This window comes from Clostridium sp. ZBS2 (assembly GCF_023845855.1).
Lineage (GTDB): Bacteria > Bacillota > Clostridia > Clostridiales > Clostridiaceae > Clostridium > Clostridium aquiflavi.
Window position 1 is genome coordinate 246,160 of record NZ_JAMQIF010000010.1, and the last position, 13,857, is coordinate 260,016.

11 protein-coding genes are annotated in these 13,857 nt (G+C 25.1%); 2 read left to right on the forward strand and 9 right to left on the reverse strand.

The genetic code is table 11. From position 1 onward, the window contains the following. Positions 1-212: 212 nt before the first annotated feature. The 9 genes from scfA to NG918_RS07550 all read right to left on the reverse strand — a co-directional run bounded on the left by scfA (position 213) and on the right by NG918_RS07550 (position 11,898). Complete coding sequence (scfA, locus tag NG918_RS07510) at positions 213-350, reverse strand: six-cysteine ranthipeptide SCIFF (RefSeq protein WP_003371542.1); 138 nt, start codon at positions 348-350, stop codon at positions 213-215. Positions 351-644: 294 nt separating this feature from the next. Continuing rightward, on the reverse strand, positions 645-2,573 hold the full coding sequence (gene htpG / locus NG918_RS07515) for a molecular chaperone HtpG (RefSeq protein ID WP_252225531.1): 1,929 nt from the start codon (positions 2,571-2,573) through the stop codon (positions 645-647). A gap of 234 nt (positions 2,574-2,807) precedes the next feature. Continuing rightward, positions 2,808-6,350 carry an SbcC/MukB-like Walker B domain-containing protein gene (locus NG918_RS07520; RefSeq protein WP_252225532.1) on the reverse strand — a complete coding sequence of 1,181 codons (3,543 nt, stop codon included), beginning with the start codon at positions 6,348-6,350 and terminating at the stop codon, positions 2,808-2,810. Continuing rightward, positions 6,337-7,557: an exonuclease SbcCD subunit D gene (locus NG918_RS07525; RefSeq protein WP_252225533.1), complete on the reverse strand. Its 1,221-nt coding sequence runs from the start codon at positions 7,555-7,557 to the stop codon at positions 6,337-6,339. Before NG918_RS07525 ends, NG918_RS07520 begins: the two co-directional genes overlap by 14 nt. 15 nt (positions 7,558-7,572) lie before the next feature. Next, positions 7,573-8,130 carry a GNAT family N-acetyltransferase gene (locus NG918_RS07530; RefSeq protein WP_252212079.1) on the reverse strand — a complete coding sequence of 186 codons (558 nt, stop codon included), beginning with the start codon at positions 8,128-8,130 and terminating at the stop codon, positions 7,573-7,575. 213 nt (positions 8,131-8,343) lie between these two features. After that, the gene (locus NG918_RS07535) at positions 8,344-8,541 is read right to left on the reverse strand and encodes a hypothetical protein (protein WP_252212078.1); all 198 of its coding nucleotides are present in this window, start codon (positions 8,539-8,541) and stop codon (positions 8,344-8,346) included. A gap of 62 nt (positions 8,542-8,603) precedes the next feature. Continuing rightward, on the reverse strand, positions 8,604-9,311 hold the full coding sequence (locus tag NG918_RS07540) for a hypothetical protein (protein WP_252212077.1): 708 nt from the start codon (positions 9,309-9,311) through the stop codon (positions 8,604-8,606). Between the two features lie 147 nt (positions 9,312-9,458). Further along, positions 9,459-11,534, reverse strand: a complete 2,076-nt coding sequence (locus tag NG918_RS07545; RefSeq protein ID WP_252225534.1) for a heavy metal translocating P-type ATPase — start codon at positions 11,532-11,534, stop codon at positions 9,459-9,461. Positions 11,535-11,652: 118 nt separating this feature from the next. Then, positions 11,653-11,898: a DUF6110 family protein gene (locus NG918_RS07550; RefSeq protein WP_252212071.1), complete on the reverse strand. Its 246-nt coding sequence runs from the start codon at positions 11,896-11,898 to the stop codon at positions 11,653-11,655. A 435-nt stretch (positions 11,899-12,333) separates the two neighbouring features. Between NG918_RS07550 and rpsD the strand changes: the two genes are divergently transcribed. Continuing rightward, positions 12,334-12,930, forward strand: a complete 597-nt coding sequence (gene rpsD, locus NG918_RS07555) for a 30S ribosomal protein S4 (RefSeq protein WP_252212070.1) — start codon at positions 12,334-12,336, stop codon at positions 12,928-12,930. Between the two features lie 104 nt (positions 12,931-13,034). Next, complete coding sequence (locus tag NG918_RS07560) at positions 13,035-13,736, forward strand: hypothetical protein (RefSeq protein WP_252212068.1); 702 nt, start codon at positions 13,035-13,037, stop codon at positions 13,734-13,736. The last annotated feature ends 121 nt before the right edge of the window (positions 13,737-13,857 follow it).

Consider the following 13,857-nt stretch of genomic DNA (forward strand, 5'->3'; position numbering starts at 1 on the left):
GTGACAAGCAGTAAATATGATTATCAAAATGAAACTCGACTTCGCTGAGTAAGTTCGAAAAGCTAAATATAAAATTTAGATTCTCACTTAACTATTCTCAAAGTCCAATTACAATGCCACTTTACCTATTGCATATATCAACACGCATTTAAAACAGAGCCATAAAATAAAAAAGTTAGCAGTAACTATCTAGTTACTGCTATTAAGGTATATTAGTTTTCACATTCTAAGTTTGCAACTGTGCAAGATGTCTTACATGCTGATTGACATGAGTTAGCACATTCTTTGCATCCTGGCTTACATAAACTATTTTTTATGTTTGTTTTATTGATTGTTTTTATGTGTTTCATTATAAAAACACCTCCATTTAAAAATATACGGTGTTATTATACCATAATACTCTAAGGTATTAAAGGACAAGCTTACCACCTTTTTAATATATACTCAAATTATAGTAACATTATTCTCCTAAGAACTGCATTAATAATAAATTTATAAATTATTTAGTATAAAATTTATATAATTATCACATAATATATAAATTGCTTAAAATATTAATTTAAATAATTCAATAAAAATAATATATAATAACAAAAAAGGTACCTGAAAAATTCATCAAGTACCTTTTTAGCAATACTGTTATTTTATAATAAAATTCTACTTAAAAGTTCATTATTTCTCTTTATAAATTCATCCATATCTTCTGGACTTAATTCCTTATTAGCTATTTTAGCTAAATCAAATATGTGTTCACAAATGAATTTAACATCTTCTTTTTTAGAATCATCTTCATATAAACTTATAATCTTTTTAACAATAGTATTATTGTTATTTACTACTAAAGTTTTTTCTTCATCAAACATTCCTGCTGGCATATTCATAGCTGCATACATTTTGCTCATTTCAGCCATTCTTCTTGACTGTTCAGATATTAATATCATAGCAGGAGTTCCTGCATCCTTTAATCCCTCTACTGATATATTCTTTATCTTTTCACCAAGAGTAGATTTAAACATTTCCTCTATTTTTTTATTTAATTCTTTTACTTCTTCAGTGTTAGAATCTTCATCAGATTTTAAAACATCTGATATATCTGAATCTATTCTAGTAAATTGTACTCCACTTTCTTTCATTTCTAAGAAAGATATTAAATGATTATCTAAACTTGCATCTAAGATGATTGCATCTAATCCATATTCTTTAAATAATTTTATATATTGAGATTGTTGTCTTACATCATTTACATAGAAAACTTTATTTTCATGCTTTTCTTTAGCTTTTTCTAAATAATCTTTTAATGTAACATATTCATCATTAATAGTTTTAAATATAATTATATCTTTAATTTTTTCATAGAATTTTTCATCTCTTAAACATCCATACTTAATGAATATTTGTATATCATTCCAGAATTTATTATATTCATCTCTACTATTTTTAAATAATGATGTTAGCTTATCAGCTACTTTTTTAACTATATGATTAGATATTTTAGCTACATCTTTATCATTTTGTAAAAAGCTTCTTGAAACATTAAGAGGTAAATCTGGACAATCTATTGCACCCTTTAAAAGTAATAAAAATTCTGGAATTACTTCTTTTATATTATCAGCAACAAAAACTTGATTGTTATAAAGCTTAACTTGACCTTCTGTAGCTTCTAATTCATGTTTTAATTTAGGGAAATATAATATTCCTTTTAAATTAAATGGATAATCCACATTTAAATGAATCCAAAATAGCGGTTCATTGAAATCAGTAAATACATGTCTATAAAAAGCTTTATATTCTTCATCAGTACATTCGCTTGGTTTTTTCATCCAAAGAGGATGTGTATCATTTAAAGGTTTTGCTTCTTCTGGTGTTATAAGTTCTTTATACTCAGTTCCATCTTCATTTTTCTTTGTTTCATATTTAGGTTCTTCTTTTACCTTGTTTTCATCTTCTAAATATATTTCTATAGGTAAGAATGAACAATACTTAGTAATAATAGTTCTAAGCTTGTATTCATCTAAAAATTCATTACTATCTTCATTGATATATAAAGTTATTATTGTACCTCTTTCATTTTTAGAATCCGAGTTAGAAATCTCAAATTCAGTACCACCTTCACATATCCATCTTGTAGGTTCTGAACCCTCTTTATATGATAATGTATCAATTTGAACTTTATCAGAAACCATAAATGCTGAATAAAATCCTAGTCCAAAATGACCTATGATATCACTACCTTCATCCATTTTATCTTTGTACTTCTCTACAAAATCTTCTGCTCCTGAAAAAGCTACTTGATTTATATATTTTTTAACTTCGTCTTCTGTCATTCCAATTCCGTTGTCAATAAATTTAAGAGTTTTTTTCTCTTTATTTACTATTACTGTAACCTTAAATTTTTCATTTTCATCTACATTTGCTTCACCTAAAGCTGATAATCTTTTTAACTTACTTATAGCATCACAAGCATTACTTATAAGTTCTCTAATGAAAATATCCTTATCCGAATATAACCATTTTTTAATAATAGGGAATATATTTTCTGTATGAATTGAAATATTACCATTTTCTTTTATCATAAACTATCACTCCTTCTAATATCTCGTGTACTTGCTTCTTCACACTATATTTCTTTTTATAGTGAATATTTTATTAACACAACTAAATATTGTCAATGTTTAAAAAATGAATACTTTTTCTAAAAATCTTAATTATCTTAAACCATTCAGTATAAATCTAAGTTTTTCTTCAATTTTGACTTTCTTTGACCTTTGTTTGCTCTGAATATTTTCCCATTTACCCATTAATATAGTTTAACTTCGTTCAATCCTTACCTTGCTTCCCCCTTTTCCTGATTCTGCTGAAGTAAGTATTAACTTTACAGGCACTCTATTTTTAATAGACTCAACATGACTGATTATACCTATTTTTAATTTATCATTATGCAATCTTTCTAACGAACTCATAACTACTTCTAATAAATTATCATCTAATGTTCCAAATCCTTCATCTAGGAAAAACAATTCTAATGGTGCTGTTCCCTTAAGCTGTATTTGTGATGATAATGCCAATGCTAATGCTAGTGATGTTAAAAATGTTTCTCCTCCTGATAAGGTAGATGCATCTCTTTCAGCACCTCCATTTTTATAATCTCTTATTATAAATTTTCCATTTTCATCTACTTCCAATCCATAAGTTCCATTAGTTATTTCCTTTAATTTTTTAGATGCTTCCATTGAAATATATTTTAATTGAGTAATAGCAACAAACTCTACAAACTTCTTACCTTTAAATAATTTATCTAAATCATCTAGCAAAGCTAATTTATGATCAATCTTTTCTTTTTTGATTAATAAATCCTTAAGCTCTTTAAGTTTATTGTCTATAAATTTATATTCTTCTTCTAATTTAATTTTAATTTCATTTAATGATTCAAATTCTAGTTTCTTTTCTTTTACACTATTTTGAATACTTATCCATTGTTGTTCTGTAACTTCTCTATTATTTAATTTTTTAACTGAGCTCTCTATCGCTCCTTTGATTTTAGATAAATCTTCTTTATATTTTTCTATCTTTGCCTTTAATATTTCAACATCATTAAGTTCAATAATATTTGCTTTTACCTCTTCTATAGATTCAAAATTTTCACTTTTTAAATTTTTATTTAAATTTTCTTTTTCTATTTCACATCTCTTTATAATCTGGTTTTCCTTAGCTACTATTGAAATAAATTCCTCATTACATTTTTCATATTTAATACAAATTATGTCTTTCAATTCATGAATTGATTTAAATTCTTTTTCTATACACTCTATTTCTTTTTTTATAGAATCTAATAACATAAACAACTTATTTCTATCAATATTATTTGAATCATCCATTAAATTAAATTCTTTTTCTAACTTATCTTTTATTATTTTTATTTTTTCTTCTCTATTTTTATTTTTTTCATTTAATGATGTACGTGCATACGTTCCTTCTTCAGTAATTAAGTTTAAATTTTCTTGCACTTTATCCTTTTCTTTAATTAAGGTTTCAAGATTGATTCTAAATTCTTTTATCTTCTTTGATAAAATTTCTCTTTCTTTTTCTATATTAACTATCTCTTGACTCTTTTTATTAAAATCACTTACATTAGTTTCTCTTATAATAATATTTAATTTTTCATTTATATTGTTAAGTTCTTCTATATCAATAGCTAATTCTTCATTTATCAAATTTACTTGTGTTTCTTTTTCCTTTATTAAAATTGATATTCTATTACTGTCATTTTCCAATTTATAATTCTCATCTTTTAATTGTATAAGTGTATTTTCTAACACTTCTTTTTTTGCATCATAGTTTTCTATATCTTTTTTCAGCCTATTAAATTGACTTTCTAAGTCTTTAGGTACTACGTTTTTAAACTCTTCTCCTAAATTTTCTATTTGAAGATTTTTCTCTCTAATTTTATATTCCTCAGAGCTGATTTTAGTATTATATATTGTTATGTCTTGTTCCAATACTTTTAAGTTAATTTCATAATCATTAATTTTATTATTTAATTGATTTACTATATCATCATCTAAATCATCTATTAACTTATCTTTGCTTTTTATACCATGTTCTAATGATCCACATACCGGGCATGCTTCACCATTCTTTAAATTCATTCTTATTTTAAAAGCTAAATTTTCTATTTCACATTTTTTGTATTTTTCTTTTAAGTCTAATAATTCATTATCAATACTAGATTTTTTATCTTTATCTTTTTTTAATAATTCTTCTAATTCTTCAATTAATAATTTAGATTTTTTTATTTCATCAGAATATTGATTGAATTTTTCCCACTTTTCATTACAATTAGTTAGATTTTTTTGAAGTATTAATAAATCTTCCTGGTTACCTGGACAGTGTTTAATCAAGTTTTCTAATTCATCCTTGCTTTTATTTAATGAATTAGACTTTACTTTATATATTTTTTGTAACTCATCAAAATTCACTTTTAAATTTTCTATTTCTTTATTTATATTCGTTAATTTATCTTTATTATTACTAATATTTTTTTCAAATAAACTGTATTTTTCAGTGATTAAAAGACCATCTTGAATCTTAACTTTTAATTCATCATCTATTTTTAAGCTTTCAAATTTTTCTTCCAATTCCTTGATATTAATAGTTGTATTTTTAATACTATCCTCTATAATTAAACTATTATTCTTTTCTTTCTTATATTTTTCTCTTAATACTTGAACCTTTGAAGAAATTTCTTCTATTTCTTTATCTAAAATATCTAACTTATTTTTTTCTTCTATTACGTCATTTATTTTTTGTTCTCTTAATTTTAATTCTGGTATTTCTTTATCTTTTTTTTCTGTAATTTCTAATAAATTTTTTTCTGAATTTTCTTTTTCAACCTTCAATTTTTTAAAGTTTATTTCTAATCTCTCTTTTTCTTTTTGAGTCTCATTGCCTTCATTTAAAGTATTTTCATATGCTAATACATATGGATTAACCTTTAATGCAGCTTCCGCAAGTTTAAGCTTAATTTTATCTTCTTCTATTTCACTAGATTTATAATTTAAAACTTTTTCTTGTTCTTTATAAGAGTTTAATTCAAATTGTAAATTCCAAATTTCTTCACTAGATTTATATTTTTTCTCTATATCTTTTAATTCATTATTTGCATTACTTAATTGATTTTTAGCACATTCTAGTTCTTCATTTTTTAAATTAAGTTTTTCACTGCTAACTTCATCATAACCTTTTAATTCTCCAGTTAGAAGATTACTCTCTGTTTTTTCTTTACCTATTTCTCTAGATAATTTTACCGAAAGAATATTTCCATACTTTTGAAGATTAAATAATCTTTCAAGCATCTCTCTTCTACTTTTTCCTTCAAGCTTTAAAAATTCACTAAATTTACCTTGTGGCAATACAACTGTTCTAGTAAAATCCTCTAATCCAAGACCTATTATTTCTTCACATTTTTCAGTTACTTTTTGAGCTTTATCAGCTAAAACTTCTTCTATTTCATTGGTTTTATCAATTATTTTAGCCCTTGAAGTTCTTGGATTACCAGTTTTGTTATCACGTTTAAATTCCCTACTTACAACGTATGTTCTCTTTTCTATACCTGATATTTGAAATTTAAAACTTACATTTAATGAATCACAATTAGTATTTATATAATTAGAGCTTTTTCTTGAAACCTGTCCATATAAAGCTAATGTTATCCCATCTAAAATAGTTGATTTTCCACTACCTGTAGGTCCAAAAATCCCAAAAAATCCCCTTTCAGTCAACTTATTAAAATCTATATTCTGCTCCTCTATAAAACTATTTAATCCCTTAATCCTAAGCTCAATTGGTCTCATCTTCTTCACCTACCTCTGACATTATATTTAAAAACAACTCAACAACTTCCGTATCTGCTTCAACGCCTCTTTCTTTTTTATAAAAATCCTTAAATATTTCATCAAAAGACTTTTCTGATATATTCTTAATAGCATCTTCCTCATCATTTATTTTAATCTTAGGAATTATCTCTAATATATCTTTCTTAAAATCTTTCATCTGCTTTATTTCATCTTCTCTTACATATCTATCAGTTTCTATTTCAAGATAAACAAAGCTTTCTCTTTCTGAGTTTTCTTTACATTTTAATATTGCTTCATCAATATTAGCGCATTTCCATATTTCAATAGGCTTATATACCTTTAAATCAATGTCTTTTATATTAGGCTCTTCATTACATTTTACATCTATAATAAAACACTTCTTATCAAAATTTATTTCTTTTCTATTATAATGAATAGGTGATCCACAATATCTTGCTCTTTTATTAGTACCAGGAACAATTTGTGGTTTATGAACATGCCCTAAAGCTACATATTGAGCTTCATGGGGAAAACATCCTCCATCTACTATATAGCTTCCCCCTAACTGAATACTTCTTTCTGAACCACCTTCTTCACTCCCCATAGCAAATAAATGTGATGCAACTAAATTAATCGTATCTTTTCTATAATGTACCTTAAGAGAATCAAATAATGAATGTATTCTATCGCTATAAGACTTCACTCTATCTTCTTCATTGTCCATTTCTCCATATAAAACTTCATTTAATCTTTTTTCACTAGGATATGGAACAGTTAATATAACAGCTTTTTCATCATTTATTTCTAATTCAACATATCCTTCTCCAGACTCTATAACTTTATGATTTCCATATTCACCACATTGAACTATGGTTTTAGGAGTACCAACCATAATTATTCCATGATCTCTTGCAAGAGGACCTGCTGATACAAGTCTTTCTGGACTATCATGATTGCCTGATATAACTAATGTAATTCTCTCGCCATTAGATGATATTTTTTTCAATGTATCATAAAACATTTTTTCTGCTCTTGCTGGGGGATTACTAGAATCATACACATCACCTGCAATAATAACTAAATCTATATTATTTTCTTTAACTAACTTAGCAAAATCATTTAAAAATAATTCCTGCTCATCCATTCTACTTTTTCCCTCTAGGTTTTTACCTAAATGCCAGTCACCAGTATGTAATATCCTCATCTTTACCTCCCAAAATTAATATAAATATTTAATTAAAACATATCTTCTTAGTCCACCATATTTTAATTTATCTTTTCCAACTTTATATCCTATTGATTCAAATGTATTTAAACTAAATTTATTATAAGGAGAAACTGTAGCTGTCATAATTGAAATTTTATTATTTAAAGCTATCTTCTCTAAAATTTCACAAAGAATTTTTTGAAGTTTATTTCCTCTAAAATCTTCTCTAACTATTGTAACTTCAACTTGACCAATCTCTAAAAGTTTTTCTCCCTCTATATCTAAATCATAACCATAATTCTCTTTTTCATATCCTAATTTTCTATATACACCTAAAGCTATTAATTCATCTGAATCTAAAGTAAAATATCCTATAGCTTTACCTTCCCCTTGCATATATTCTATAAATTCTTCTTTTGTTGATAAAACATATAATTCTTTATCTTCTAATGATTTATCTACATATTCTTGTAGTTCCATTATTTTTTCAATATAGCTTTCATCCAACACTTTTAATTGTGCTTTTATATTAATACCATCTTTTCTTTTTAAATCTATTATATTTTTCATTTTTTGCTCTCCACTTCATTTATATAAAGAAAAAACGCACTAAAGATGCTGTGCGTACTTTATATTAATTTTATAATAAATTCTATTCATATACAATTTTATATAAATTCCTAAAGAATAAAAAAATAGTGTATTGATTTAATAAAAACCAATACACTATTTTTTAGATATTAAATATATATTATTTTTAGTTACTGTGAAGAGTTACTCTTATTATTGAACTTTTTTAAAGTTTTTATTCATATCAAAATATTTTTTTATTCCAGTAATGCTAACAATAGATAAGCTAGTAATAATACTAACCGCTGCAATAATTTTTCTATTTTTAGAATTTCTCTTTATTAAATGATATTTACAGTATTTTTCATCCTCTTCCACAGTATTACAACATTCTTTAATTTTACACTTCATAAATACTCCTCCTTTTATTTTGCGCTATATTTACGCAAATTCCCTTACCCATAAAATATAGCCTATTTTTTTAATATGTTTTTTATAAATTTTTTTGAGTTATGTACCATTTGGTTTATATTTACTATTTTCGTTTCATCTAAACTTTTATTTATAGCATTATCTTCTTTAAATTTATGATTCACATAATTTCTTCCATATAATAATTGATGCTGCCAAGAGTTCTCTTCATTTTCAGGAGGCAACCAATTATATATTTTATTTTCGTCTATTATTTCATCTAAATTCTCTAACTTTATAAATAAATATTGTAATTTTTCTTCTTCTATACCCTGAGATATTTTTAAATCTATTAATGTTTTTATTCCTTTTTTTAAATAAACATAATCTTCACATAATTGATTTAACTTTCTCTCTACATTTTTTTCTGAATACTTAGCAGAGCCAAAATTTTTTTCAAAAATATTTAATTCGTCCCATTGTACAAAAAAGTTAACTAGATTTATAAATTCTCTTAAAATACTATCTAATCCTATATTTAGTTTACTTTGAGCCATAAGTTGAATAAAAGTTTTTCTTTCTTCATGATTTTCTAATATTGACTGTTCAAAATCTTCTAAAGCTGACATTATATTAGAATATCTATAATTCCTTTGACTTTCCTTAATATCTTCTAGTAAAAAATTTACATCTTTTATTTTATTCTCTAATCTATTAAACTGTTTATTAATTATAAAATCACTAAAATCTTTCTTACAACTTTTAAACATAATTTTATCCACCTTAAATATATTTTTTAATCTTTCTTAGTTTTTAATACAATGATATCATAAATATTTATTATATTAAGTCACATTAAAATATCTTCTCATGAAAACTTATTAAGTTCATGAGAAGATATCTTTTAATATAATAAATTATAAACAAGGACGCATACTGTCTGCACTTATCCCCATAGTTGATAAATTATGTAACACAGCAGATGTTGTCGGTCTTATATATCCAAATAAGCCCAGTACAAGAAGTGATGTGTTAAATAAAAGTATATTTCTATAATTTTTATTTATCTTTAACATAAGGTTTTGACTTATCTTTCTAACTATTACAAGTGACTCTAAATCAGATGACATTAATGTTGCATCTGCAACTTCTTTTGCTATATCCGATCCATCTTTCATAGAAATAGAAACATCTGAAGCTGCAAGTGCTGGTGAATCATTAATTCCATCACCTACCATTATTACTTTATGTCCATCTGCTTTTAATTTTTCTATAATATTAGCTTTTTCTTCTGGTAATACCTGTGCATAGAATCTATCTATTCCTAACTTTTCGCTTACTATTCTAGCATTTTTCTCTCCATCACCAGTTAACATTATTACTTGATTTATTCCTGTATCTTTTAAATTTGAAATTATTTGTTTGGCTTCTTTTCTTATTGGATCACTTATGCAAATAAATCCTGCTGGTTTATTTCCAACTGCTAAATAAATAAGAGAATAGCCATTACTTTCTTTTTCTATAAGTTCTTTTTGTTCATCTGATAATATGATTCCTTCATCTTCAAACACAAAATGATAACTTCCTATTATTGCTTTTTCTTCATTAATAGATGTTGCGATTCCATGAGCTACAACATACTCTACTTTTGCATGTTCTTCTTTATGATGAAGTTCTTCTTGTGCAGCTTTTTTAACAATAGCTCTTGCCACACTATGTGGAAAATGTTCTTCTAAACATGCGGCTGTTTTTAATACATAATTTCTTTCAAATCCATCAAAAGGTATAACTTTAGCTACTGTTGGAGATGCTACAGTTAATGTACCTGTTTTATCAAATACAATTGTATCTGCTTCTGCTAATGCTTCTAGGTATTTACCGCCTTTAACCATAACTTTATGGGTTGATGCTTCTCTCATTGCAGATATTACTGAAATTGGAGTAGACAATTTTATTGCACAAGAGTAATCTACCAATAGTATTGCTAATGCTTTTGTAATATTTCTTGTAATTAAATATGTAGCTGCTGCTCCAAATAAACTAAATGGAACAATATTATCTGCTAGTTTTTCAGCTTTACCTTGTATATTTGCTTTTAACTCTTCTGAATTATCTATTAACTCAATAATCTTACTAATTCTACTTTCTGAACATAAAGCTTTTACCGCTACTTTTATGTCGCCTTCTTCAACAACAGTTCCTGCATATACTACATCATCTATTCCTTTTTCAATGGCAAGAGGTTCTCCAGTCATTGAAGATTGATTTACCATAGCTTGACCATCATAAACAACTCCGTCAACTGGTATAACATTTCCAGTGTGAATTATTATTTTGTCACCAACCTGAAGATCTCCTATAGGTATTAATATTTCTTTATCATCATTTGCTAACCATACACTATCTACATTTATAGCTAAACTCTTAGTAAGTTCATTTTTTGTTTTCTTTCTTGTATAGTCTTCAAGTAACTCAGAAATATTAAGTAGGAACATTATGGAACCTGCTGTTTTATAGGCCTTTTGAGATAACGCTGCTCCAATTGATGCTGCATCTAATACATCAACATTTATATTTCCTTGTAGTAAACTATTTACCCCCTTATTCATAAACCTAAAAGAATTCCAAACTGCTAATACTTTACGTATGCCTGTTGGTACAAATAGTTTTATAAAAACTCTTCTTCCTATCATATGTAAAATTGTATTTTTAAATTCTTTATCTATTTCCTTTGAGTTTTCTTTATTATCACAATCTAATTCTGGTAATTCTGATATTTTTATTTTAGAAAGTAACTCTAATATTTCATCTTTATAGTCTTCATCATAAAAAATTAAAATACTTCCAGTAACATAACAAGCCTCTGTACCTTCAATATATTCACTCTTTTCCAAGATATACTCTATACTACAACTTTGCTCTAATGAAAAAGCAAATTCTCCGCATCTTACTCTTAAACGACCTGGCATATCATGGACTATTTTATATTTCATTTATAAATCACGTCCTTTTATTTTCATGTGCCTTAATTAAATATTAGGTTTCATAAGCTTGTTTATAAAACTCATGAAACCTAATATAAATTGTTATTAATTAAATCTTAATTTAATTTTAACCTTCAGAAGATACAGAATCTTCTACTGAACTTTTTCTTGCTTCATAGCAGATATCTTGTGCATCTTCTTTCATTGTTTCAAATAAATTTTGTGCATCTTGTTGAAGTTTCATTCCATTAGCTAATGTACTAACATAAATCTTCTTAGCTGTCTTACTTTTTAAAGCTTTTAATCCTAAAGTACCAGCTACAACTCCACCTGCAAATATCATAAGTTTTTCATTTTTTAATATGTTTTCCATAAATACCTCTTCATTCTATTTTTTTATAATTCTACATTTTAAATTATAATTTTACAAAAATTATAATATCATATTTTAAAAATGATTGTCAATTGAACTTGAAAGTCATAATTTCAATCTTAAAATAATATTTATTTATATATTAATTTATTATTAAATTATAGTAAATAAATATTATACATTTAATTTATAAAAAATATTTAAAACTCTAAAAAAATCACAATAATTGTATTTACTGTTATGACTTAAAAACTTATTTAATAAATTTATAATATTTTTATATTAGCTTAACTCTTTAAATATTAAAAACTATATTATTCAATAAAAATATTTTATAATTGATAATGATTTTCATTTACATTTTATAGATTATATGTTATATTATTTTCAGGCTTAATTTTATCGCGGCAATTTTTTATGGGAGATGATATTATTATGGCAAGAATGATTAAACCGAGATTTAAATTATGTAGGAGATTAGGATTAAATGTTATAGGTCATCCTAATGCAATGAAAAGAGCTAATAATGGTAGCGCTAGAAATGCAAAGAAACTTTCAGCTTATGGTACTCAGCTTCTTGAAAAGCAAAGACTTAGAGCATACTACGGCGTAATGGAAAAACAATTTGCAACTTATGTAAAAAAATCACTTAAAGATAAAGAACCCACTGGTCCTGCTTTAATAAAAAGATTAGAATGTAGGTTAGATAATTTAGTTTATAGATTAGGCTTTTCAACTTCAGTTGCTCAAGCACGTCAGATGGTAGTTCATGGACATATTTTAGTTAATGGTAGCAAAGTAAATATTCCGTCTTTCAATATAAAGATTAACGATGTAATTGCTTTAAGAGAAAAATCTCAAAAAAATGAACTTTTTAAAGAAAATTTTTTATCACAAAGTAATAATTTATATCCATATTTAAGCAAAAATGAAACTGATTTTTCAGGTACTCTTATAAGAAATCCTGAAAGACATGAAGTTCCAATACAAATTAATGATTCTCTAGTAGTAGAATACTATTCTAAACTTTAATAATTAATAGACTATATATTAAATATAGTCTATTAAAAAAAATACTTATATATAAATTTTAAGATAATTTATATTAGTTTTTTAGTTGAAAAGAGGTGTCTTATGTGAAGAGTAATACTAATAAAAACCCAAATCAAAAAAATAATTATAAAGAATACTTGTTTTGGGAAAATAGAATATTAAATGATCATTCGTTATGGGAAGGATATTTTGATAACAGATCTATAACCACAGAATCTAAAATTGCTTATACTGGAATATTAGATTCTGAAAAAGGTATTTTAAAATGTGGATGGGTAGTTTATCCTTCTATAAATGCTCTTTTGGGTTTTTTACAACATATATTCTTACCTACTTCTTTTTTAACTTATTTTGATCGTACATGTGAAGGATTCTTCATTCCAGTATCTACTTTTGATATTATAACTGAAGAAGTAATTAAAAATAATTCTATTAATATAAGTAATCTTAATTCAATGATAGAATCTTACAATTTTCTAAATTCTCTTTGGGAAAGTAATGAAGACAGGCTATTATTAGAATTAAATTTATTTTGTGATAAGTTTAATAACAACTGGGATAGTGATCCTGAAAAAAAATTATTTATTAAAATTTTCAATTCTCCTTCAGATACATATGAATTTATAACAGAGTCTATAAGATGGGACTTTGAAGAATTTATAGAAGAAGAACTTTCTATGAGTTTAAGTAATCTTAAATTTACTTGTAATAATGTAATTAATGAACCTTTATTAAATAAAAAGTTCATTGATATATTAAATATAAATATACCAATATTATTTTAGCAAATTGTAATAATTAATTTAACATTGTTGCGCCAAAACAATGTACACCTTCTATTACAATAATTATTTGTTTTTGCTAAAATCTAAAAATATATAATATTATTAAAAGAACAAAAATAAA

Bases quoted from the DNA above. Each gene is read 5' to 3' on its own strand.
- scfA (WP_003371542.1), bottom strand. From the start codon at position 350: ATGAAACACATAAAAACAATCAATAAAACAAACATAAAAAATAGTTTA.
- rpsD (WP_252212070.1), top strand. From the start codon at position 12,334: ATGGCAAGAATGATTAAACCGAGATTTAAATTATGTAGGAGATTAGGA.
- NG918_RS07545 (WP_252225534.1), bottom strand. From the start codon at position 11,534: ATGAAATATAAAATAGTCCATGATATGCCAGGTCGTTTAAGAGTAAGA.
- NG918_RS07520 (WP_252225532.1), bottom strand. From the start codon at position 6,350: ATGAGACCAATTGAGCTTAGGATTAAGGGATTAAATAGTTTTATAGAG.
- htpG (WP_252225531.1), bottom strand. From the start codon at position 2,573: ATGATAAAAGAAAATGGTAATATTTCAATTCATACAGAAAATATATTC.
- NG918_RS07540 (WP_252212077.1), bottom strand. From the start codon at position 9,311: ATGTTTAAAAGTTGTAAGAAAGATTTTAGTGATTTTATAATTAATAAA.
- NG918_RS07535 (WP_252212078.1), bottom strand. From the start codon at position 8,541: ATGAAGTGTAAAATTAAAGAATGTTGTAATACTGTGGAAGAGGATGAA.
- NG918_RS07530 (WP_252212079.1), bottom strand. From the start codon at position 8,130: ATGAAAAATATAATAGATTTAAAAAGAAAAGATGGTATTAATATAAAA.
- NG918_RS07550 (WP_252212071.1), bottom strand. From the start codon at position 11,898: ATGGAAAACATATTAAAAAATGAAAAACTTATGATATTTGCAGGTGGA.
- NG918_RS07525 (WP_252225533.1), bottom strand. From the start codon at position 7,557: ATGAGGATATTACATACTGGTGACTGGCATTTAGGTAAAAACCTAGAG.